This is a genomic window from Rhizobium sp. SG741 (assembly GCF_012275435.1).
In the GTDB taxonomy this organism is placed as follows: domain Bacteria; phylum Pseudomonadota; class Alphaproteobacteria; order Rhizobiales; family Rhizobiaceae; genus Rhizobium; species Rhizobium lusitanum.
On record NZ_JAAZQP010000001.1, the window covers coordinates 377,874 to 397,582 of the forward strand.

The following is a 19,709-nucleotide window of genomic DNA, read 5'->3' on the forward strand; positions in this document are numbered from 1 at the left end:
GCGGCGGGACACCCTTCCCCAACGAAGGGCTTTCTATCTGAGAGGATAGCATCATGACTAAGCTCGCCAAGCCGGACACGCGTCCGGAGAATACCCATTTTTCTTCTGGCCCCTGCTCGAAGCGCCCCGGTTGGTCGCTCGACGCTCTTTCCGACGCGGCCCTTGGCCGTTCGCACCGCGCGAAGGTTGGCAAAGCCAAGCTGAAGCAGGCCATTGATCTTACCCGCGAAATTCTGGAAGTGCCGGCGGATTACCGCATCGGCATCGTTCCCGCTTCAGATACCGGCGCCGTGGAAATGGCGCTTTGGTCGCTGCTTGGAGAGCGCGGTGTCGACATGCTCGCCTGGGAAAGCTTCGGCGCTGGCTGGGTCACCGACGTCGTCAAGCAGCTGAAGCTCAAGGACGTCCGCAAGCTCGAAGCCGGCTACGGCGAACTGCCCGATCTTTCCACCGTCGATTTCGACCGCGACGTGGTCTTCACCTGGAACGGCACCACCTCCGGTGTCCGCGTTCCGAACGCCGATTTCATCCCGGCCGACCGCAAGGGCCTGACGATCTGCGATGCCACCTCGGCCGCTTTCGCGCAGAACCTCGACTTTGCCAAGCTCGATGTCGTCACCTTCTCCTGGCAGAAGGTTCTCGGCGGCGAAGGCGCACACGGCGTCATCATCCTGTCGCCGCGCGCCGTCGAGCGTCTGACCACCTATCAGCCCGCCTGGCCGCTGCCGAAGATCTTCCGCATGACCAGCGGCGGCAAGCTCATCGAAGGCATCTTCACCGGCGAGACGATCAACACGCCGTCGATGCTTTGCGTCGAGGATTATATCGATGCTCTGCTCTGGGCCAAGGAGATCGGCGGCCTCAAGGCGCTGATCGGCCGCGCCGACGCCAACGCCAAGGTCATCCATGACTTCGTCGCCGCCAACGGCTGGATCGCCAATCTCGCCGCCAAGGCCGAGACGCAGTCCAACACGTCCGTCTGCCTGAAGATCGTCGACAAGGATATCGCCGCTCTGGACGAAGACGGCCAGGCGAATTTCGCCAAGGGTCTGGTCGCGCTTCTCGAAAAGGAAGGCGTCGCCTACGACGTCGGTCACTATCGCGACGCACCGTCGGGCCTGCGCATCTGGGCCGGTGCGACGATCGAAGCCGCCGACATGCAGAAGCTGATGCCCTGGCTTTCCTGGGCCTTCGAAACGCAGAAGGCGACGCTCTCCCAGGCCGCTGCCTGAGACTTCAAGCGTTCACGGCTCCGCCGATGGGGCGGAGCCCAGCATTCCGAATTATCTGTTTGCTTTCACGCAATTCCGGACGGAAAACCGCTTCGCATCTTCCTGGAATTGCTCATCACCGCTGACCCTTTCAGGAGGCCTATCATGGCACCTCGCGTTCTCGTATCCGACGAACTGTCGGAAACCGCCGTCCAGATTTTCCGCGATCGCGGCGTCGAAGTCGATTTCCAGCCACAGCTCGGCAAGGACAAGGACAAGCTGTTCGAAATCATCGGCAATTATGATGGTCTCGCCATCCGTTCCGCCACCAAGGTGACCGAGAAGATCATCGAAGCGGCCAAGAACCTCAAGGTTGTCGGCCGCGCCGGTATCGGTGTCGACAATGTCGATATTCCCGCCGCTTCGCGTCGCGGTATCATCGTCATGAACACGCCGTTCGGCAATTCGATCACCACGGCCGAGCATGCCATCGCCCTGATGTTCGCCGTTGCCCGCCAGCTTCCCTCTGCCGACGCCTCGACTCAGGCCGGCAAGTGGGAAAAGTCAAAGTTCATGGGTGTCGAGATCACCGGCAAGACGCTCGGCGTCATCGGCGCCGGCAATATCGGTTCTATCGTCATTGCCCGCGCCATCGGCCTGAAGATGCATGTCGTTGCCTATGACCCGTTCCTTTCGAAGGAACGTGCCGAGGAAATGGGCGTCACCAAGGTCGAGCTCGACGAGCTGTTCGCCCGCGCCGATTTCATTACGCTGCACGTGCCGCTGACGGACAAGACCCGCAACATCATCGACGCCGCAGCGCTCGCCAAGATCAAGCCGGGCGTGCGCATCATCAACTGCGCCCGTGGCGGTCTCGTGGATGAGGCGGCTCTTGCCGCTGCTATCAAGTCGGGCCATGTCGCCGGTGCCGCCTTCGACGTCTTCGAAGTCGAGCCCGCCAAGGAAAGCCCGCTATTCGGCCTGCCGAACGTCGTCTGCACGCCGCATCTCGGCGCGTCCACAACGGAAGCGCAGGAGAACGTCGCTCTCCAGGTCGCCGAACAGATGGCTGACTACCTCGTCAAGGGTGCGGTTTCCAACGCGATCAACATGCCGTCGATCACCGCCGAGGAAGCGCCGATCCTGAAGCCGTTCATCAAGCTTGCCGACGTGCTCGGCGCCTTCGTCGGCCAGGTCACGGAAGACCCGATCAAGGAAATCGAGATCCTTTATGACGGCATCACCGCCGGCATGAACACCAAGGCGTTGACGAGCGCGCTGCTGGCCGGCCTCATCCGCAATCAGGTCGCCGATGTCAACATGGTTTCGGCGCCGATCATGATCAAGGAAAAGGGCATCGTGCTTGCCGAAGTCAAGCGCGACAAAACCGGCGTCTATGACGGCTACATCAAGCTGACTGTCACCACCGATACCATGACCCGCTCCGTTGCCGGCACCGTCTTCTCGGATGGCAAGCCGCGCTTCATCCAGATCAAGGGCATCAACCTCGACGCCGATGTCGGCAACCACATGGTCTACCTCGCCAATACCGACGTTCCCGGCATGATCGGCTTCATCGGCACGACGCTCGGCTCCGCTGGCGTCAACATCGCCAACTTCCAGCTCGGCCGAGACAAGCAGGGCGGCGACGCGATCGCGCTGCTTTATGTCGATGGCCCAATCAGCGATGATGTGTTGGCCAAGCTGACCGCCCATCACGCGATCCGCCAGGCCAAGCCGTTGGTCTTCAACGTCGACTAAGCCCGCCGCCTTCGCAAAGGAGGAGGCGGGGCGATCCATTTGCTCCTCCCAAGAGCCGTCCTGAAACCCGGCGCGACGTAAGTTGCGCCGGGTTTCCACTACTGTTGGCAGGGTTGTGGATAAGTCGGCCGGGCGGGCTATCGAGGCCGGTCAAACGGGCCTATCTCTTTGCCATGGAGGCACTCTGGAAAACGATTTTTGGGGAAGGGATGGGCAAGCCGATCGAGTGGCTGGCAAAGCCCGTATCCGTTGCGATCGTGCTGTTTGCGCGAGCCGTTACCGCCGTCAGGGCGATCTGGCCCGAGAGCGGCATGCATACCGGCCGTTGCATCTATTTCGCCAATCATTCCAGCCATGGTGATTTCATCCTCATCTGGGCAGTGCTGCCGCCCCGGCTGCGCCGGCGCGTGCGGCCCGTGGCCGGCGCCGACTACTGGCTGAAATCGAAGCTCAACAGTTTCATCGGCCGCGATGTCTTCAATGCGGTGCTGATCGAGCGGGATCGCGAGGCGCGCAAGGAAGATCCGGTCACGCAGATGGCGCAGGCACTCGATGCCGGCTCTTCGTTGATCCTGTTTCCGGAGGGTACGCGCAATCTGACGGAGGTGCCGCTGCAGCCGTTCAAGAGCGGGCTCTTCCATCTTGCCCAGGCCCGCCCGGATATCGATCTCGTCCCCGTCTGGATCGACAATCTCAATCGCGTCATGCCCAAGGGCGAGTTCGTGCCCATTCCACTGATCTGCACCGTTACCTTCGGCGAGGCGCTGCATATCGGCGAGACCGAGGAAAAGGCGGGTTTCCTGGCGAGAGCCGAATCGGCGTTGCTGGCGCTTGCGCCGAAGCGGGCGGGAGACTGAGCATGAATGCTGCCAGCGCCGATCTGATCCACCTTGTCCTCGGCATTTTTGGCGTGCTGATCGTCGCTTCCATCGTCGGCTACGTGCTGCAGCGGCGCTTGTCGCCGGATGGATCGAATGCGGCGATCGAAAACCTGAATGCACGCATCAAGGCCTGGTGGGTGATGGTGGTGCTGATCGGCATCGCCTTCGTGGCCGGGCGTGCCGGCGTCATCTTGCTCTTTGCCTTCTGCTCCTTTGCCGCGCTCCGCGAATTTGTGACGCTGATCAACACAAGACGCGCCGATCATTGGGCGCTTGCCGCCGCCTTCTTCGTTGCCCTGCCGGTGCAATATTACCTGCTCTGGGCCGAGCAATACGGCATCTATTCGATCTTCATTCCCGTTTATGCCTTCCTGTTCATGCCCATCGTCGCGGTGCTGCGCGGCGATACCGAGCGGTTCCTGGTGCGCATCGCCGAAGTGCAATGGGCGCTGATGATCTGCGTCTTCTGCGCCTCGCATGTGCCCGCACTGCTCACCCTGCATATTCCGGGCTATGAAGGCCGCAACGTGCTGCTCATCGCCTTCCTGGTGATCGTCGTCCAATTGAGCGACGTGTTGCAATATGTCTGGGGCAAGCTCTTCGGGAAAACCAAGATCGCTCCGCGGCTGTCGCCGTCGAAGACGGTGGAGGGCTTCGTCGGCGGCGTCATCAGCGCTTCGCTGATCGGGGCGGCGCTCTGGTGGGTAACGCCGTTCACGCCGCTGCAGGCGGGCCTGCTCGCCTTTGTCATCACGATCATGGGCTTCTTCGGCGGCTTGGTGATGTCGGCAATCAAGCGGGATCGCGGCGTCAAGGATTGGGGCCACCTGATCGAAGGCCATGGCGGGCTGATCGACCGGCTGGATTCGGTCGTCTTCTCGGCGCCCATCTTCTTCCACCTCGTCCGCTTCTGGTGGTCAGTGTCATGACAGGCAGGCTGAAAGCACTTGCCGGCAGCAGCATCGTGCATGTGCTTTTCGCGTTCCTTGCCATGGGCGGCTGGGCCGTCTTCGCCAATCGCACGCATCCGATGCCGCGGCCTTTGATTGCGGGTCTTGTGCAAGGCGTGCTTTCGGGCTGCCTGACGCTGTTTCTGAAGTCGGCCGTCGAGGCCCTGTCGCGGCGGTTCGGCGGCTTTACAGTCCTCTGGGCGCCGCCGCTGATCGCCTGTCTGGGTTCCGCGGCGATCCTGGTGACGATCCATGCTCTCAGCGGCACGCCGGAGATCCTGAAGACGATCGCGGTGCCGCTGCTGGTGTCATCGAGCTATGCGGCGATCTACAATTATTCGATTTCCGGCGGGAGGCGTCGAAGTATGACAGGTGAGGGCCATGAAGGGTGAGGGAACAGGCGACAGGCGGCCTCTAGCCAGCCGCAACACGCGCTGGGCGCAGGCCTTGGCGCGGCGCATGACCGCGCTTTCGGTGACGCCGAACCAGATTTCGCAGGCGAGCATGGCGATGGCGGCGCTGGCCGGAGGTTGCTTCTGGCTTTCCGGATCCGGCGGCGTCGGTATGCGCGTGCTGCTGCTGATCCTTTCGGCGCTGTTCTGCCAATTGCGCCTGCTCTGCAACCTGCTCGATGGAATGGTGGCGGTAGAGGGCGGCAAGGGCGAGGCTGACGGACCCTTCTGGAACGAATTCCCGGACCGTATCGCCGATATTCTCATCCTTGCCGGCATCGGCTACGGCATTGCAGCGCCGGGGCTCGGCTGGGCTGCGGCCGCTTTCGCGGTGCTGACCGCCTACGTCCGCGAACTCGGACGCGCCACCGGCAACCCCAGCGATTTCTCCGGCCCGATGGCCAAGCAGCATCGCATGGCGGTCGTCACCGCTGCGGCGCTCCTCTCTGTTGTCGAGGCGTTGTGGAGCGGCGGCATATGGGTCCTGACCGTTGCCCTCTGGGTCGTTGCGATCGGGTCGGCCGTCACCGTGCTGCGGCGCGGGCGCAATCTGATCGGGCATTTGAAGGCCAAGGGGTGATTCGCATATCGGCCTGCCCCTTGCGCCGGATGGCAATCCTTTCTATATCCGTCCACAATTGAGGCGGGCTGCAAAGTGTGCGGCCCATTGTCCCGCATGAAAATTCGCCGCTTTTGCATGGCATTCGGCGAGAAGAGCATGATCCCAAAAAGTGTGCAGCGGTTTTTGGATAAGATCATGCGACATCAAATAGCGAGAGCGTGACGACGTTTCGAAAAAAAAGTCATCCCGCTCGGCAGCATCGAAGATCGTTCAAGACTGGCGGCAACGACCGTGAATACACTGGATTTTGACAAGAGGCCGGAAGATACCCGCGTCGTCGTCGCCATGTCGGGCGGCGTTGACAGCTCCGTCGTCGCCGGCATTTTGAAGCGGCAGGGCTATGATGTGCTCGGCATCACGCTGCAGCTCTACGATCATGGCGCTGCCGTGCATCGCGCCGGCTCCTGTTGCGCCGGCCAGGATATCGACGATGCGCGCCGCGTCTGCGAGACGCTCGGCATCCCGCATTACGTGCTCGATTACGAAAAGCGCTTCCGCGAGACGGTGATCAATCCTTTCGCCGAGAGCTATGTCGCCGGCGAGACGCCGATCCCCTGCGTTGCCTGCAACCAGACCGTCAAGTTCGCCGACCTTCTGTTGACCGCCAAAGAGCTCGGCGCTGATGCTCTGGCGACAGGCCACTACATTCGCTCGCGCCCGAACCCTTCTGCCGACAATCCCGGCCGGCGTGCGCTCTATCGCCCGGCCGATGCCGATCGTGACCAGAGCTATTTCCTCTTCGCCACGACGCAGGAGCAGATCGACTATCTGCGCTTTCCGCTCGGCGGCATGCCGAAGGCGGAGACGCGCGCGCTTGCCGAGGAAATGGGCCTTGTCGTCGCCAAGAAGGCCGACAGCCAGGACATCTGTTTCGTGCCGCAGGGCAAATATTCCGATGTGATCGCCAAGCTGAAGCCGAATGCGGCGCTCGCCGGCGAGATCGTCCATCTCGATGGCCGCGTGCTCGGCCAGCACGAAGGCATCCTGCACTATACGATCGGCCAGCGCCGCGGCATCGGCATCGCCACTGGCGAGCCGCTCTACGTCGTCTATCTCGACGCCCGCTCGCGCCGCGTCATCGTCGGCCCCAAGGAAGCGCTGGAAACGCACCGCGTCTATCTGCGCGACGTTAACTGGCTGGGCGACGAAACGCTGACACAGGCAGCTTCAGGCGAGGGCTTTGCCTGCTACGCCAAGGTCCGCTCCACCCGCGCACCGTCGCCGGCCGTGTTGCACACCGATGCCAGCGGCATCTATGTCGACCTGACGATCGGCGAGGCCGGCGTTGCTCCGGGGCAGGCCTGCGCGCTCTATTCGGCGCCAGGCGACGACGCCCGCGTCTACGGCGGCGGCTTCATCGAGCGCTCCGAGCGCGAGCCGATTGCCGAGGCCTCCCTGAAGGCTTTGCTGGCAAGCCCTGTCGCGGCTTAAGGGGCAAGCGGCCCGGCCAAGAGAAAGCACTGATTTTTCCAAATCATCCGCTTGACACCAAGCCGAGCTGCACCTTATAAGCCGCTCAACCGACGGGCCAACGCTTTTCGAGCAGTGGTTCGTTTGACCTTTGTGCATCATAGGCAATTATTATGCGCAGACGTGGCGGAGTAGCTCAGTAGGTCAGAGCAGAGGAATCATAATCCTTGTGTCGGGGGTTCAAATCCCTCCTCCGCTACCATCAAAACAGCCGACAACTCTTCGCCGACAATTGCGGACAGCCAGCCCTTAATTTCGTATTGATATTTTTTGCCTGGTTGGCGTGGGTGGACGATTACACCCGAGACCACTTCCCTGAAGGCCTTTCCAAGCTGGATCGACGGTTCAGCGCCGGTACTATTGGCGATATCGGCGAGCTGCTCGACATCCTCCCTGAATTTCTCGACAGCCTTTGGTTTCAGCTCGATGATGTTGGTTGGAGCCTCTTCGGCCTCAAGTTCAGCTTTCAGGCGCATCCGCTCAGCTTTGAGCCCGGGAAGAATGGCCAGAACGTCCTCATCCGCGATTGTTCCCCTCGAAACCTGCTCAATCACACGCGTAATTCTGATCTGCACGTCTGCCAGCGCGTTTTCCTTTGCGCCGCGGCTATTGCGTCGCTCGGTGGCAATTCGCTTGCTCTCAGCCCTATATTCTTCGACATAGGCGTCTATGGCGGAAGTGTCGGCGAACATGATGCGCAAGCGATCAATCACGTCGCGTTCGATCTTCTGGACATAGTAGCGCGCGTTGTTTGAACAGCTCTTTGATTCCTTCCATGTGCTGCAGCTGACGCGTGGGCCGCTGCGATCGGTGCCGATGATGGACAAGCCGCCCCCGCAGGCCCCGCACTTCAGCAGCCCCGACAGCAATCGCTTGTTCCTGGGGGCGGTATGAGCATGTTTGCCGCCGACCGCCTCCTTCCGGCTCCGAACAGCCTGAAACAGCGCGTCATCGATGATCCGAAGGTGAGGGGCATCGATAGTTTCGATTGCGGTCTCTTCATTTTCCCTCGATACGCGCCGTCCGGTTGCCGGGTCCTTCACCATCCGGACCCGATTCCACAGGATTTTCCCCACATAGAGAGGATTGCGCAGGATGCCATATCCGCGCTTTTCATTACCGTTGATGGTGGAGCCGTTCCATTGCCTCCCACGTGGTGCAGCTACGCCTTCGTCGTTCAGCATCGCAGCAATTGACCTTGGTCCGATGCCGGCCGAATAAAGGTCGAATATCCGGCGGACGACAGCGGCCTCTTCCTCGACGATCTCTAGCTCTCCCCTTTTCCCGTAGACAGGTCGATAGCCGTACGCCTTGCCGCCGGCATTGCGGCCGGAGCGAACGACGCCGGTCATGCCGCGCTTGACCTTCTTGGCGCCTTCCTCGCGTTGCATTTGGCCGATGACGCCGTGCATGCCGATCTGGATCGTATCCATTTCGCCACCGTTGACGCAGTTCATGACGATGCTGCGGAACCTTAGAGTCTTGTGAACGCTCGCGAGATCGGCAATGTCACGGGAGATGCGGTCTGGCGATTCCGACACTAGAACGTCAAACTCGCCGCGCTCGGCAGCCTGCATCAGATCTGCAAGGCCTGGGCGTCCGAACATCGATGCGCCGGATTTGGCGCGGTCAAAATACTCCCGGATTACCTTGAAGGCGTGGCGCTCGGCATATGCCCTGCAAAGGCTGATCTGATCCTCGACCGACTTGTCGTTTTGCAAGTCGGTCGAGTACCGGGCATAGATCGCTGCGCGTTTCATTGTTTTATCGCCTGCTCATCCCTCGGAAGGTTCTCATTAGCGGGAGTTGGCGGAATGGCGTCAAGTCGCGCCCGGCGCCTGGCGAGTGCCTTGACAAGGGCGATGAGGGGATTTTCGGCTGACATCGATCAGTTTCCCCCATTATCCACAGGCGGTGCGCCCATCAGCGAACGAAGAAATATCTTCAGTCCATGCTCTCCGTTCCATGTGCAGTCAGCTATGCTGCCGAAAACATTTTCGTCTCGCATTGCGATCAAAACTTTTGCTCTGATGTCCTCGATCGACTGGCAGGGCGCTTCTATCATCGCATCTTCGGCACTCTCTTTGGCTTTCCAAAGCTCGTCGTGGTCACTCTCTGGATTGAGCGTGATTTCCTTGCGGTATCGGGTTTCTGCCGCCTGCCAAGCGCCAATCTTGGCCTTGACGGTTTCGCTAAGCGTCAGCTTTGCTGCAATCCCGGCGTTCGAGAATTGCCCGTCGACGCGCTCAGCGATATCCCGAGCGATCCAGCAGAAAGCCGAAGCGCGGTTTAGGCAGTGCTTGTCAAGGGATTCGAGAGAGTCGTGGTCGACGTCGAGGATCTTTGTCATGCTCCCGTCGAGCAGATGGACGAGGTGACCGATATCGCCATGGATATCGTCGAGCGTATATTTTTCGTTGGAGTTCGTTTCCATCGCGGCCAACTCAAATAGCTTCAGTTGAAAGGGGATTGGTGATGAGTTCATCCAAAGTGGACTTGTGGAATTCTTGGCACCAAGCCTCAAACTGGACGATGGTCCCCATGCGCCTCTGACCGTCGCCGTCGGTGGTGTTGGGCCGTTCCCGAAGGGCATCGATGATATTGCCCCTTTCCTCGGAAAGGTATTCTTGGAACTTGTCCACATATGCTCCGGCCATTGTGGCACCACCATCCAGACAAATGATATAGTGAAGAGCCATGTTGGCGGTCTCTTCCAGATTGTCGAGGATGCGATAGAGGCGGCACAGGTCGTGGGTGGAAAGGTCGGCCGCGTTCAGGTGAGGCGGCGTGATGCGCTGGCTCATTGGGCGCTCTCCGATTTCTGATTCCCTGCCACGTCGAGAACAGACTTGATGAAACGAGCCGCTTCATCGAGGGGACCACCTAAATCAATTTGGCCGTCAAACAGGCTATACATCTTAAGGGCTTCAGCCTTGATGCGCAGGCCTTCGTGCGTGAATGCCGGGATCTTTGATATCTCCACGCGAGACTTGACCACCGCCAGTTCAGCAACGGAAATTTGTTGCTTTACTCTCTGAACCCCAGATTCATGACGAAGACGTGCCGTTTCGGCTTCGTATTCGCGGGCAAGCACGAGCCTCTTGTTCCATATGGCTAGCCTATCCTTGATCCAGGCGCGGTCGCGGGCCAACGCCTTTTCTGTGCGTCCCTTCGGTGTTTGCCGCGAAAGATTGGCAATGTATTTTTCTGCTTCCGCCACAGTGCAGACATTGAAACATTGTTTTTCGTTCATCTCCCGGAATTGGCGATTTAGCCTATTCGTAAGATCGGCAGTGTCTCGCATCATGAAACGACCGATTATGTCTCTCTCGGCGTTGTCGTTGCGCGGATAGCCTTGATGAGCGTTGGCTCCTTCCAAGAGCTCTTCGGGAGCAAGGGGCCAGAGATGACGCCACTCATCTGCCAGCCACTCCAGCGCGTCTTGCGCCTCTGCCAGTTCAGCACGGGCGGCAATCAGCTCGTCATAAGCTCGAAGCAGCTCAGGATTTTCCCGTGGCCCTGCTACGATTGCAGACGGCCCAGGCGCGGCATGGGCGGTTCGTCCGTCGATGGCAATCACCACCGGGATGGCAGACGCAGCTGCCAATCCAGGCAGCGCCGAAAGAAATGATCTGCGAGTGGTGGACATGACATTGTCGCCGGACTTAGCGGCAACGTCGAGAAGATTGAGGGAGTGGGCTTGTTTGGTCACGGCTTCGCCGGTGGCCGGAATCGTATTCGGCATAGTAGTCTCCAAAATGTGGGGAGGAGATCGGCGCAAAATTACGCCGGTCGCTGGTTATGCCTCCAATGGTTGGCTCAGCTTGAACGGCCTGGCGATGATGTCGTGACGGACCATTGTCTCCGAGTGCGGTCTGCACTCGCTGGCGAAGCGTTTGAACAAGGCGCTGATATCCCTGATCCAATAAACGCCATAGCTGCTGCCCTGGGCATCCTCATGGCCGTTTTTCACCATGCCGAAGGGACGTAGGCCGTAAGCCTCATGGTCGAGCACGCTGTCGACGATCGGACTAGACAGCCCATACCGCCGGTTCATCCGAATCCGAACTTCTGACCGCGTCTCGGCATTTTGAGGTTTTGCCTTCAACGGGGCCTGCTGCTCGATGATGTCGATACGGGTCGTGACGTACTTCATTTCGGCGGCTTGCTGCGCCTGCCGGCGCTCGCTGTCAGCCAAGAGCCTGAAGGCGTTTGCGAATGCTTCGGCCGTGGTTGGGATTTTTGGCTCCGCCAGCAGCGCCTCCAGTTCGCGCATCCGAGCGATGACCTTCTGCCGAACGAGGGCGCTGTAACCCATGAGCAGGTTTTCGGTCATATCCCGATCGAGCAGGTATTCTGTCTGCTCGCGGTTCATGCTGTCCAGATAGATACCCCCAAACTTGGGGATATCCTCGCCAAGGTCCGCAAGCAGCTTTTCGATATCGCGCTTCACATGATCATGCCGCTTACCGGTCAGCTCCGCAATTTCGCGGCTGGACATGCGTATGCCTTTACCGCCATTGGGCGGCATGCTATCTGTCAGGGAGTCCATAAAAACCTCCTTATGTTATTTGGACATCGGATTTCCGCGCGCTAACGCGGCAGTCTTCGAAATCGGCGATCGATGAGGTTGCAGCCTCGTTAGGTCGCCGTTTTCATTTCGGCATAATTCACTGTCGCGGCCGAACAAAACAGCCATAAGGGTTTTCGGGTCACTTCACGGCTGAAGCCGACATTTCCTTTTCAGTTACTCGATCCATGCGCTCTCTGATGCAGCGTATGATTTCGCTATTCTGGCTGCTGCCGTAGCGAGCCGCCTGATCCGCAAGAAAGGTCTTCAACTCTTCTGGCATTCGGACCAAAATTCCAGGTGCTCCGCGCGCTCCCTTCATTTCATTCTCCATTTCTTAAGGGATGACGTGTATCACTGTGCGATAACATCGCACGGAGCGATGATTGACGCAAGAGCGGTAATCGCACAGTGATATGAAAACTTAAGGATTTTACGATGGGCAGACCGAGCCGCGCCTCCGACCAGTTTATCGTACGCTTGCCAGACGGCCTCCGAGATCGGATCAAGTCTGCGGCGGAGGCGAATAACAGGTCGATGAATGCCGAGATCGTTGCCACGCTGGAAGAGGCATATCCGGCTCCTCCGAACGCGCTGTTCGAATTTGTGAAGAAGTTTGTCGACCCAATTTCACAGGAAAGCGACCCAAAAAGAATATGGGTATTAACCGACATTGCGAACGCGTTCCTCGAAGGTGATGGATCTGAACTCAGGCTGATCCCTATCATTGCAAAATCGGGGAAAAACGCAGTAACGTTTGTCGATGCCCATTTCTTGAGAAATTTTGACGCTGGTCTCGCACCCGACTCCGCGTTCAGAGTGCTGGGCCGTCCGAACATCGATGCGAATTCTGCAAACAGACCAACGGAGGATTGACCCAAGGTCGCTACCGCGTTGATCATAGGAGCTTCGCCTGGACATCTTCCCCGGACTGGCAGGGCGTGCGGATTAGGGCGTTGAAGCTCTTGACCTCGACGGTATGCGTTTCCTCGGCTGCTGCGCCGTCGATCGCGAAGCCGGCGTCGGTGAATCGAGCTTCGTCTGAGTGGACTGCGACGAGATGAGCGTTGATCGCGTCAAAAGCGTCGCTGCGGCGCAACTGGTCAAACAGCAGGTCGCCGACGATGTCAGAATTAATCGGGTTGATGTTCAGATGCATAGCAGCTCCATCGGTGGATGGAGAATAGAAAGTCATTCTTTCCTATTTTTGTAAAGTAAACTTTCTTCAGCCTAGCAATTCCGGCCAGTCCGCAATGCGATGTACCGAAAGAAACTCCTGATTTTGCAAGGTTTCCTTTTCACCGGAATTTATTTTTTCCAGGATGATTTTCCCCTGCTTTCGCTCAAGCAATCGCCGCAAAATCCATCGATCCTTTTCAGGTTCTGCCGGATTAGGCAGCTCTACCGAGACCATATCGCCAGGAGAGGGTGGCCGGTTCTTATTCAGGAAGATCATCTCGCCCTCTTTAAATCGAGGCGAGAGAGCGCTTGACGGAAGGTAAACGGCGTATACCGCGCCATCTCCCGATACATCGGCCAAGCCAGGCGGTCGTCGCACGGTCGATATTACGGTACTGCCCTTGAGATAATCCGCTTCATCGCTGGCATAGACGGTCAGGAAGACAGGAATCGTGTTCGGAGTGCCCACCGACGACGGATTCGCATCTGCAGTAAGACGGTGGTCACGCGCTAGCGCTCGATCCTTTGTTGAGACGACTTCTTCAAAATTGATCTCGAGAAGATCGCAGAGCTTCAGCAATCGCTCAAGCGCCGGCATTGTCTCGCCTTTTTCCCATTGGCCGATTGCCACGCGCGAGACTTCCATTTTGTCGGCGAGCGCCTGCTGAGACCAAGCGCGACCCTGGCGTCGTTCTTTGATGAGAGTACCTAGCGAACTTGTCATGTTTGAAATCTCGCAAAAATTACTTGCGTAAGCAAGGAAAGTCTGTCTTACTTACATTGCATACATCGCAAAGGTTTCCGAAACATGAATCTCGCCCTCAAATTAGCGATCGAGAAATCGGGTGGTCGCGTCGAACTTGCCCGAAAGCTTGGTATCCGACCCCAGGCCATCAGCCAGTGGACGCAGGCCCCATATTTTCGTGTCCTACAAATCGAGAAGATTTCCGGCGTCGACCGATCGGATCTTCGCCCCGATCTCTACCCACCGGAAGCCACAGTGCAGCGCTAGGAGGAAATGTCATCATGACGGGCCCTAACGCATACACCCGCGGAAGCGCGCTGCGCGCCACGAATGTCGCCAACGATGATCTGCCATCGCTGGAGGCGCAAATTGAGTCTTGGGACGCATATGTCTCCGCGCAGCGCTTGGCTCAATCGACTGGCAGCGTTGAGGACGGCATAACCGCCGGCCGTGCTTGGCGCCGATGGCTTGATCTGTTCATGACGTCCGAGCAGCGGAACTTCGTCGAAGGCCCGCGCGGAGGAGTCATCGGATGACGGCTGCGCCGGCTTCTAATTTCATTGCTGAGATAGAGCAAGAAATTCTCGGGTCTCTGCTGATGGTCGGTAGCGTGACGGCAGCGCTGGGCATCGTGAAGCCCGAGCATTTTGTTGAGCCGCTGCATCGCCGCATATTCGAGAACATGCTCCTTGCGCATGATCGATACGGCAGTTCAAGCATCGCCATCGTGTTTAAGCTGTTTCCTGAAGACGAAGCAGCGCAGTGGAGCAAGTCTCTTGGGCGCCCGCTGTCTGCCTATCTGGCCGCGCTCGCTTCGAACACCGTTCACGGCGTTGCCGGTTTCAAGAACAGTATCCCGAATCTCCTTTCGCAATCCGCGCGGATAAGTCTGGCGGTCGAGGCCGAGAATATCGCCGCCGCGGCGAACTACCCCGGCGTCGATCCGGGCGCGCTGATCCGCAACGCGACGCGGGCTTTCGACGATATTGCATCCGGGCTTCGTAGCGGCACCCGCAGCAGAACAAGGTTTTCCCTTTCCGAGGCTGCCGACGTAGCTCTGGACGAAGTCCAGCATGCCATGAGCAACGGCGGCGGCATCACCGGGATTACCTGGGGCCTTAGTGACATCAACAGGCTGACCGGCGGCATTCACCGCGGGGAGATGGTTGTTCTCGGCGCCAGGCCTTCTATGGGCAAGACGGCGGTCGGACTTGGGGTAGGTGTTAAGGCGGCACAGGCAGGCGCTGGGGTTGGATTTATTTCACTGGAGATGGGTGCAAATCGCCTTGCGATGCGCGCCCTGACAGATATCGCCTATGATTGGAATGTGAGGATTCCTTACTCCGATCTGATCACCGGCAATGTGTCCGAAAAGGACTTCGAGAAAATCTGCGACGCAAAGCAGCGGTTAAACTCTCTGCCGCTTTGGATCGAACAGCAATCTGGCCTTTCGATCTCCGACCTTCGAGTGAAGGTTGAGCGCATGCAGGACGTCGCAGAACGCGCCGGCAGCAAGATCGATCTCCTGATCGTAGACTATCTGCAGCTCGTCGCAGCGTCGTCGCGATACTCAGGAAACCGCAATAACGAGGTCTCGGAGATTTCGGCCGGCCTGCGTCAGATCGCCCGCGAAAAAGACCTCGCCATGATCGCGCTTTCGCAGCTCAGCCGCGGTGTCGAAGGTCGCGAGGACAAGCGGCCGATGCTGTCGGACCTTCGTGATTCCGGATCCCTTGAACAGGACGCCGACACCGTCGCGTTTCTCTACCGCGAGGCCTACTACCTAGAGAAGGCCAAGGGGAAGGACGAGGAAGAGGAGTTTGAACGCTCGGAGAAGCTCGCCGACTGCCAGAACAAGCTTGAATTCATCATCGCCAAACAGCGCAACGGAGCGGTGAAGACCGTCGACCTATTCGTCGACATCGCCTGCTCGGCTGTTCGGAACGCAGCGAGGTCTTTTTGATGTCCAGGATTCGAACGATCAAACCCGAATTCTTCACACACGAAGATCTGTTCGAGGCTGAACATCAGACTAGTCTGCCGTTGCGGCTGGCATTTGCTGGCCTGTGGACGCAGTGCGATCGGGAAGGGAGGTTCGCTTGGCGACCGCGGCAGCTAAAGGTGGCCGTGATGCCATACGATGAGGTTGACTTCTCACGCGTGCTTGACGCGTTGCTCACGCGTGGATTTGTCGTCAAATACACGTCAGGAAACCGTGATTTTGGGTTCATTCCTTCGTGGCATCGACATCAAGTCATAAACAACCGCGAACGCGCCAGCGATTTACCTCCGCCGCCTGAAAATATTGAACAATTTGACGCGTCAATCACGCGTGAACCACGCGTCGATGACGCGTGCTCAGGGGAAGGGAAAGGAAAGGAAGGAAAAGAATCTTTGTCCGAAAATTCGGACGAAACGCCGAAAAGCAAGAATCGGTTTTCTTACCCAGAGGAGTTTGAAGCTTTCTGGAAGGCTTATCCTACTCACAAGGGCATGGGCAAAAAGGAAGCATTTGATGCATGGAAGAAGCTCGACATCGAAGAGCGATCGGCATGCCTCAACGCCGTGCCCGGCTACAAATCGTTGCTCAAACAAAAACCAAACCTCGAAGTGCAGCACGCATGCCGGTTCATCTCCAAGCGACGCTTCGAGAGCTTTGCGCCAGCGCCGCCGCAGGCCCTGCAAATGGTCGGCGAAGAGACTTGGATCAAACGCCTGCGCTATGGACGCCGCGAGGCAAAGTGGATGACGGCTCAGTGGGGTCCAGCGCCCGGGCAGCCCGGTTGCAAGGTTCCCGACAATCTCCTCGAGCCTCAAGACGGCGCCGGCTGGCGCGAATGGGAGCAAGCAGCATGAGCGAAATTATACCTTCGCTTCCATTTTCTTACGCGCATCAGTGTGTTAGTGCGATTTCACTCATCAAAGACAAATATTTCGCCTTCTGCGAGAGCTGCGAGGAAAGCCTCTTTAGCCTTTTCGGCCTCAAGCTTGCCATCGTGGGATTGCTGGAGTGCCTTCTGGGCGGCCTTGTATGCTTGACCATCTTCAAGGGTCGGCCATTCGTTGAGCATGTACTCAGCAGCTCGTTCGCTATTCGAGATCACCAATCTGTCGCCAGTCTTGCGGGTCTCGACGATTACGGGCTTGTTCCACCATTGGGCCATTGGACGTCTCCTGTGAATATGAAGAGTCAACTTGCCGGAGCCTTGAAGGTTCCGGTGGTTGGTGGGATCGAACCAGATGCCAGGTCACGACAGCAAGGGAACGCCTGCTTCTACCGCGGCATCTATGAAAGCTACACGAGCTTCCTCGGGCGAGCGCTCGCCGAGTTGCACTTCCATGCAGATCAGCAGCGCGGACATGAAGCAGTTGCCCTCGTCGGCCGGCCAATCGTCAAGAAGCGTCTTCCAGGCGTCGTCGGCGCTTCCTACGGTTTTGATTTCGCCAGTAGAGTTGCGAACAACGCGGACTGGAGAGAAGCGCGGCATGATGTTCATGGTCGAGGACTCCAATACGGCAGAGCCTTTCTTGGGCCTTTATCGAGGCGAGCGCATTTAACTTTATTAATCCGAAGCCATCTTCTTGGACGGATATTCGGCTCCGTTTCGCAACTGCCGCGACAGCTCATAGTCGCAGATAAATCCACTAATCGAGGGCATTGAAATGGCGGTACGAGGACGCAAGGCAAAGCTGAGCAAAGTTACCTTGGCAGGCATCGGGCACCGCCAGACAGATTTGGTTCTGCACGAGGTAGACAACCCGCTCCATAACACAGCGCATGATGGCGAGAGCTGGAACCCGAAACGGATCTTGAGCGCCGTGAACTTGCGGGAAAGCGCGCTGGTTACGCTTGAGCGGCGTAAACTCATTAACCCAGCTCAGGTGAAGGCAGCAGAGCGGTTCCGCGTTATATGGGAAGCGCTCGGTGGCGCAGGGACCGGATCATTTGATTATAGCCGCGAGCCCGTAGATGGCGGCGGCCCGAGATCCGCTCTTTCCGATCGCCAAATCCAGGCGGGTATCGATCTAGCCGATTGCCGGCGCGTGCTTGGGATCGGCTATGACATCATGGTGAGGGTCGCGGGAGAGGGCAGGGCCATAACCGAACTTACCCAGAGCAAGAACCTTCAGCGAGCCTATATAGAAATGTTAAAGCAGGGCATGACCGCCCTCGCAGTTCACTTTGGATATGAAAATACCGGAAAGCTTAGAAATCAGGCGTCTCAGGCTATTTACTCGGAACCCGTCTTCGGTATAGAAAAAGGATAGTGGTGATTTGCGTAGAACGCTCACCGATTTTTCCGATCCAGCAGACTTGTGAGTTAAAGCCGCCGGCAGCTCTTGGAGCGGGCCGAACGGCAGAGCCGGAATCGATCCTTCCCGATCGGGAATTCGAACACCGGGTGACCAGGCGCGGCAAATCGATAACATCGGATTTGCATGCGTGGCCGGCGCCTGATGATCTTCCCGCCCTTCGGCGGATGGCATAGCCAGGCGGTCCACAGATGAGAGCCTTCGACATTGGACACTTTCGCACCGACACGGTCGGTAATAGCCATGCTTGTCAAATAGATCAGGACACGGCTTTGCTGTAGTCAATTGCTATAACCAGCACCTGCTCTTGCATATCGAATCTGCTTTCGAACTTAAGTCCCTCTTTAGCCAACTCTCGGACGCGCGATTGGATGAACTCATCCTTAAACGCCTGTGCTGCTTCCATTGGTTTGGCGGCGAATGTGATATCCAGTATAGTCTGTCGAGACGATGGGATGGCAGGCGAGTCGTATAGTGCAGTCATTCCATTTTTAGCGGATATCATTGCAACCCTCTTTCCACCCTTTGCGGCGTGAGTTTTGATTATCTTCTTTATACTTTCGTCGCTCAGCAGGTGTTCTAAGGCCGCTGTGGCGTCTTCCCTGTCTTTCCTTTTTATCGTTTCCATAGCTTGTTGGGCTGCATTCTTTTGGTTGTCTCGTTCTTCGTCTGCTTTGGATACGATAGAGATTATTTCGTCTTTCAGACCCATTTTTGTAACTCCTGCGTGAATAATACTTCTTTCAGTCACCGCACCTTTGGTCGCAAAGCAACGAGATCGGCGCTATTTCGATCTTCGCCAGACCGACTTGGGAATTCCTAGGCGCTTATGGAAAGTTGGCGTGGATCGGGGCGTTCAACTGCAAGTGCTTGAACGAAGCCACTCAGCCCGTGGACTTGCCCGAGTAGAAACTCGATCTTGTAAGCATCTGAGCCTTTTTCCATGGTGGGAATTCCTCGCTTGATTTTGCGCTATTGATATGTGGCATTGAGTAGTTCAGAGGATTCTACTTCGTGAGCGTTCCACCGGCAGCTTTAATGCCAGCCTTGATTCCCATCAGGAAGGCTGTCGTATTGCCGGGCACTCCCGGCACCCCTGGTATCCCAGGTATGCCGACGGCAGTACCTTTAAGCAGCTGATATCCTACGATGAAGCCTTCTTTGAAATCGTTGTGAGGCACATTGTTGCTGATCACGAAACCCTCCCAAGGTTAATCCATGCAAGTCCTGCATACGCTCGGAATCCAGATGTCTACTCAGCCTTCTTGAGTGAATGAAGCGGGAAAATAGCGCTTTCCTTTTTCCATGGTGATTTGTCGGCAATAAACCAATCGCAGTTGGCGCTGTCATAGTCTGCATAGTTGTACTTGCCGATATCGCTAATCGTCATCTTTGGACCGCCTGATTTGAGCTGCACTACATCGCCCTTTTCGAATTCCATCTTTCGCTCCCTAGTTCATTCGGTGATGAAACCTTGCGTTAAACTTATTACGCAGAGAAACAACCATAGTTTGCGACTAAGTATCAAAAGAGTCGAGGACTACTGAATATTTT

The 19,709-nt window shown here is 57.7% G+C and carries 25 protein-coding genes, 1 tRNA gene and 1 pseudogene; 14 read left to right on the forward strand and 13 right to left on the reverse strand.

Features of this window, described 5'->3' with window-relative positions; all coding sequences use genetic code 11:
* The first annotated feature begins 53 nt into the window (after nt 1-53).
* The 9 genes from FHT29_RS01910 to FHT29_RS34330 all read left to right on the forward strand — a co-directional run bounded on the left by FHT29_RS01910 (nt 54) and on the right by FHT29_RS34330 (nt 8,102).
* A complete protein-coding gene (locus FHT29_RS01910) occupies nt 54-1,232 on the forward strand; it encodes a phosphoserine transaminase (protein WP_037196517.1) in 1,179 nt (392 codons plus the stop codon).
* Between the two features lie 144 nt (nt 1,233-1,376).
* Nucleotides 1,377-2,972: a phosphoglycerate dehydrogenase gene (serA, locus tag FHT29_RS01915; protein WP_037196518.1), complete on the forward strand. Its 1,596-nt coding sequence runs from the start codon at nt 1,377-1,379 to the stop codon at nt 2,970-2,972.
* Nucleotides 2,973-3,181: 209 nt separating this feature from the next.
* Entirely contained in the window at nt 3,182-3,829 is a 648-nt protein-coding gene (locus tag FHT29_RS01920; RefSeq protein ID WP_051963448.1) for a lysophospholipid acyltransferase family protein, read from the forward strand.
* Nucleotides 3,830-3,831: 2 nt separating this feature from the next.
* Complete coding sequence (locus FHT29_RS01925; protein ID WP_037196519.1) at nt 3,832-4,782, forward strand: phosphatidate cytidylyltransferase; 951 nt, start codon at nt 3,832-3,834, stop codon at nt 4,780-4,782.
* Nucleotides 4,779-5,195: a hypothetical protein gene (locus FHT29_RS01930; RefSeq protein ID WP_047555385.1), complete on the forward strand. Its 417-nt coding sequence runs from the start codon at nt 4,779-4,781 to the stop codon at nt 5,193-5,195. The genes FHT29_RS01925 and FHT29_RS01930 overlap by 4 nt, the downstream gene beginning before the upstream one ends.
* Nucleotides 5,185-5,835 (forward strand): CDP-alcohol phosphatidyltransferase family protein, encoded by a 651-nt coding sequence (locus FHT29_RS01935; protein WP_047555386.1) that lies wholly within the window; start codon nt 5,185-5,187, stop codon nt 5,833-5,835. The genes FHT29_RS01930 and FHT29_RS01935 overlap by 11 nt, the downstream gene beginning before the upstream one ends.
* Nucleotides 5,836-6,108: 273 nt before the next feature.
* Nucleotides 6,109-7,308 carry a tRNA 2-thiouridine(34) synthase MnmA gene (mnmA, locus tag FHT29_RS01940; RefSeq protein ID WP_047555387.1) on the forward strand — a complete coding sequence of 400 codons (1,200 nt, stop codon included), beginning with the start codon at nt 6,109-6,111 and terminating at the stop codon, nt 7,306-7,308.
* 164 nt (nt 7,309-7,472) lie between these two features.
* Nucleotides 7,473-7,549 (forward strand) — tRNA-Met (locus FHT29_RS01945).
* Nucleotides 7,515-8,102, forward strand: a complete 588-nt coding sequence (locus FHT29_RS34330) for a hypothetical protein (protein WP_246702971.1) — start codon at nt 7,515-7,517, stop codon at nt 8,100-8,102. The genes FHT29_RS01945 and FHT29_RS34330 overlap by 35 nt, the downstream gene beginning before the upstream one ends.
* Here FHT29_RS34330 and FHT29_RS34335 read toward each other — a convergent pair.
* The 6 genes and pseudogenes from FHT29_RS34335 to FHT29_RS01975 form a co-directional block, all read right to left on the reverse strand.
* A pseudogene (locus FHT29_RS34335) lies at nt 8,103-9,107 on the reverse strand (recombinase family protein); the annotation flags it as partial. It abuts the gene before it with no gap.
* A 128-nt stretch (nt 9,108-9,235) separates the two neighbouring features.
* Nucleotides 9,236-9,781, reverse strand: coding sequence for a hypothetical protein (locus FHT29_RS01955; protein ID WP_168599047.1), 546 nt, complete (start codon nt 9,779-9,781; stop codon nt 9,236-9,238).
* Nucleotides 9,782-9,791: 10 nt separating this feature from the next.
* Complete coding sequence (locus FHT29_RS01960; RefSeq protein ID WP_168599048.1) at nt 9,792-10,151, reverse strand: hypothetical protein; 360 nt, start codon at nt 10,149-10,151, stop codon at nt 9,792-9,794.
* Nucleotides 10,148-11,092, reverse strand: coding sequence for a hypothetical protein (locus FHT29_RS01965; RefSeq protein WP_168599049.1), 945 nt, complete (start codon nt 11,090-11,092; stop codon nt 10,148-10,150). The genes FHT29_RS01960 and FHT29_RS01965 overlap by 4 nt, the downstream gene beginning before the upstream one ends.
* Nucleotides 11,093-11,146: 54 nt before the next feature.
* On the reverse strand, nt 11,147-11,899 hold the full coding sequence (locus FHT29_RS01970; RefSeq protein ID WP_210255350.1) for a Rha family transcriptional regulator: 753 nt from the start codon (nt 11,897-11,899) through the stop codon (nt 11,147-11,149).
* 160 nt (nt 11,900-12,059) lie between these two features.
* Nucleotides 12,060-12,239, reverse strand: a complete 180-nt coding sequence (locus FHT29_RS01975; protein ID WP_168599050.1) for an Arc family DNA-binding protein — start codon at nt 12,237-12,239, stop codon at nt 12,060-12,062.
* A gap of 116 nt (nt 12,240-12,355) precedes the next feature.
* On the opposite strand from FHT29_RS01975, the gene FHT29_RS01980 reads away from it, so the two are divergent.
* On the forward strand, nt 12,356-12,793 hold the full coding sequence (locus FHT29_RS01980) for an Arc family DNA-binding protein (RefSeq protein WP_168599051.1): 438 nt from the start codon (nt 12,356-12,358) through the stop codon (nt 12,791-12,793).
* A gap of 22 nt (nt 12,794-12,815) precedes the next feature.
* Here the strand turns inward: FHT29_RS01980 and FHT29_RS01985 are convergent, their stop codons facing one another.
* The gene (locus FHT29_RS01985; RefSeq protein ID WP_168599052.1) at nt 12,816-13,076 is read right to left on the reverse strand and encodes a hypothetical protein; all 261 of its coding nucleotides are present in this window, start codon (nt 13,074-13,076) and stop codon (nt 12,816-12,818) included.
* A 66-nt stretch (nt 13,077-13,142) separates the two neighbouring features.
* The gene (locus tag FHT29_RS01990; RefSeq protein WP_168599053.1) at nt 13,143-13,820 is read right to left on the reverse strand and encodes a helix-turn-helix domain-containing protein; all 678 of its coding nucleotides are present in this window, start codon (nt 13,818-13,820) and stop codon (nt 13,143-13,145) included.
* An 84-nt stretch (nt 13,821-13,904) separates the two neighbouring features.
* On the opposite strand from FHT29_RS01990, the gene FHT29_RS01995 reads away from it, so the two are divergent.
* The 3 genes from FHT29_RS01995 (at nt 13,905) to FHT29_RS02005 (ending at nt 16,697) form a co-directional block, all read left to right on the forward strand.
* On the forward strand, nt 13,905-14,108 hold the full coding sequence (locus FHT29_RS01995; RefSeq protein WP_168599054.1) for a Cro/CI family transcriptional regulator: 204 nt from the start codon (nt 13,905-13,907) through the stop codon (nt 14,106-14,108).
* A 265-nt stretch (nt 14,109-14,373) separates the two neighbouring features.
* A complete protein-coding gene (locus tag FHT29_RS02000) occupies nt 14,374-15,804 on the forward strand; it encodes a DnaB-like helicase C-terminal domain-containing protein (RefSeq protein ID WP_168599055.1) in 1,431 nt (476 codons plus the stop codon).
* Nucleotides 15,804-16,697, forward strand: a complete 894-nt coding sequence (locus FHT29_RS02005) for a hypothetical protein (protein ID WP_168599056.1) — start codon at nt 15,804-15,806, stop codon at nt 16,695-16,697. Before FHT29_RS02000 ends, FHT29_RS02005 begins: the two co-directional genes overlap by 1 nt.
* A 56-nt stretch (nt 16,698-16,753) precedes the next feature.
* Here FHT29_RS02005 and FHT29_RS02010 read toward each other — a convergent pair whose 3' ends face one another.
* Both FHT29_RS02010 and FHT29_RS02015 read right to left on the reverse strand, forming a co-directional pair.
* Nucleotides 16,754-17,005, reverse strand: coding sequence for a DUF982 domain-containing protein (locus FHT29_RS02010; protein ID WP_168599057.1), 252 nt, complete (start codon nt 17,003-17,005; stop codon nt 16,754-16,756).
* 84 nt (nt 17,006-17,089) lie between these two features.
* Nucleotides 17,090-17,338 (reverse strand): DUF982 domain-containing protein, encoded by a 249-nt coding sequence (locus FHT29_RS02015; RefSeq protein ID WP_168599058.1) that lies wholly within the window; start codon nt 17,336-17,338, stop codon nt 17,090-17,092.
* Nucleotides 17,339-17,504: 166 nt separating this feature from the next.
* Between FHT29_RS02015 and FHT29_RS02020 the strand changes: the two genes are divergently transcribed.
* Entirely contained in the window at nt 17,505-18,110 is a 606-nt protein-coding gene (locus FHT29_RS02020; RefSeq protein WP_168599059.1) for a hypothetical protein, read from the forward strand.
* 304 nt (nt 18,111-18,414) lie between these two features.
* Here FHT29_RS02020 and FHT29_RS02025 read toward each other — a convergent pair whose 3' ends face one another.
* From FHT29_RS02025 to FHT29_RS02035, 3 genes are all read right to left on the reverse strand, one after another.
* Nucleotides 18,415-18,867 carry a hypothetical protein gene (locus FHT29_RS02025; RefSeq protein WP_168599060.1) on the reverse strand — a complete coding sequence of 151 codons (453 nt, stop codon included), beginning with the start codon at nt 18,865-18,867 and terminating at the stop codon, nt 18,415-18,417.
* Between the two features lie 295 nt (nt 18,868-19,162).
* Nucleotides 19,163-19,351: a hypothetical protein gene (locus tag FHT29_RS02030; protein ID WP_168599061.1), complete on the reverse strand. Its 189-nt coding sequence runs from the start codon at nt 19,349-19,351 to the stop codon at nt 19,163-19,165.
* Between the two features lie 56 nt (nt 19,352-19,407).
* The gene (locus tag FHT29_RS02035; protein WP_168599062.1) at nt 19,408-19,596 is read right to left on the reverse strand and encodes a DUF2158 domain-containing protein; all 189 of its coding nucleotides are present in this window, start codon (nt 19,594-19,596) and stop codon (nt 19,408-19,410) included.
* Nucleotides 19,597-19,709 lie beyond the last annotated feature (113 nt).

Excerpts from the sequence above, each read along its gene's own strand:
- FHT29_RS01910 (WP_037196517.1), top strand. The coding sequence starts at position 54 with ATGACTAAGCTCGCCAAGCCGGACACGCGTCCGGAGAATACCCATTTT.
- serA (WP_037196518.1), top strand. The coding sequence starts at position 1,377 with ATGGCACCTCGCGTTCTCGTATCCGACGAACTGTCGGAAACCGCCGTC.
- FHT29_RS01920 (WP_051963448.1), top strand. The coding sequence starts at position 3,182 with ATGGGCAAGCCGATCGAGTGGCTGGCAAAGCCCGTATCCGTTGCGATC.
- FHT29_RS01925 (WP_037196519.1), top strand. The coding sequence starts at position 3,832 with ATGAATGCTGCCAGCGCCGATCTGATCCACCTTGTCCTCGGCATTTTT.
- FHT29_RS01930 (WP_047555385.1), top strand. The coding sequence starts at position 4,779 with ATGACAGGCAGGCTGAAAGCACTTGCCGGCAGCAGCATCGTGCATGTG.
- FHT29_RS01935 (WP_047555386.1), top strand. The coding sequence starts at position 5,185 with ATGAAGGGTGAGGGAACAGGCGACAGGCGGCCTCTAGCCAGCCGCAAC.
- FHT29_RS01955 (WP_168599047.1), bottom strand. The coding sequence starts at position 9,781 with ATGGAAACGAACTCCAACGAAAAATATACGCTCGACGATATCCATGGC.
- FHT29_RS01960 (WP_168599048.1), bottom strand. The coding sequence starts at position 10,151 with ATGAGCCAGCGCATCACGCCGCCTCACCTGAACGCGGCCGACCTTTCC.
- FHT29_RS01965 (WP_168599049.1), bottom strand. The coding sequence starts at position 11,092 with ATGCCGAATACGATTCCGGCCACCGGCGAAGCCGTGACCAAACAAGCC.
- FHT29_RS01970 (WP_210255350.1), bottom strand. The coding sequence starts at position 11,899 with ATGGACTCCCTGACAGATAGCATGCCGCCCAATGGCGGTAAAGGCATA.
- FHT29_RS01975 (WP_168599050.1), bottom strand. The coding sequence starts at position 12,239 with ATGAAGGGAGCGCGCGGAGCACCTGGAATTTTGGTCCGAATGCCAGAA.
- FHT29_RS01980 (WP_168599051.1), top strand. The coding sequence starts at position 12,356 with ATGGGCAGACCGAGCCGCGCCTCCGACCAGTTTATCGTACGCTTGCCA.
- FHT29_RS01985 (WP_168599052.1), bottom strand. The coding sequence starts at position 13,076 with ATGCATCTGAACATCAACCCGATTAATTCTGACATCGTCGGCGACCTG.
- FHT29_RS01990 (WP_168599053.1), bottom strand. The coding sequence starts at position 13,820 with ATGACAAGTTCGCTAGGTACTCTCATCAAAGAACGACGCCAGGGTCGC.
- FHT29_RS01995 (WP_168599054.1), top strand. The coding sequence starts at position 13,905 with ATGAATCTCGCCCTCAAATTAGCGATCGAGAAATCGGGTGGTCGCGTC.
- FHT29_RS02000 (WP_168599055.1), top strand. The coding sequence starts at position 14,374 with ATGACGGCTGCGCCGGCTTCTAATTTCATTGCTGAGATAGAGCAAGAA.
- FHT29_RS02005 (WP_168599056.1), top strand. The coding sequence starts at position 15,804 with ATGTCCAGGATTCGAACGATCAAACCCGAATTCTTCACACACGAAGAT.
- FHT29_RS02010 (WP_168599057.1), bottom strand. The coding sequence starts at position 17,005 with ATGGCCCAATGGTGGAACAAGCCCGTAATCGTCGAGACCCGCAAGACT.
- FHT29_RS02015 (WP_168599058.1), bottom strand. The coding sequence starts at position 17,338 with ATGAACATCATGCCGCGCTTCTCTCCAGTCCGCGTTGTTCGCAACTCT.
- FHT29_RS02020 (WP_168599059.1), top strand. The coding sequence starts at position 17,505 with ATGGCGGTACGAGGACGCAAGGCAAAGCTGAGCAAAGTTACCTTGGCA.
- FHT29_RS02025 (WP_168599060.1), bottom strand. The coding sequence starts at position 18,867 with ATGGGTCTGAAAGACGAAATAATCTCTATCGTATCCAAAGCAGACGAA.
- FHT29_RS02035 (WP_168599062.1), bottom strand. The coding sequence starts at position 19,596 with ATGGAATTCGAAAAGGGCGATGTAGTGCAGCTCAAATCAGGCGGTCCA.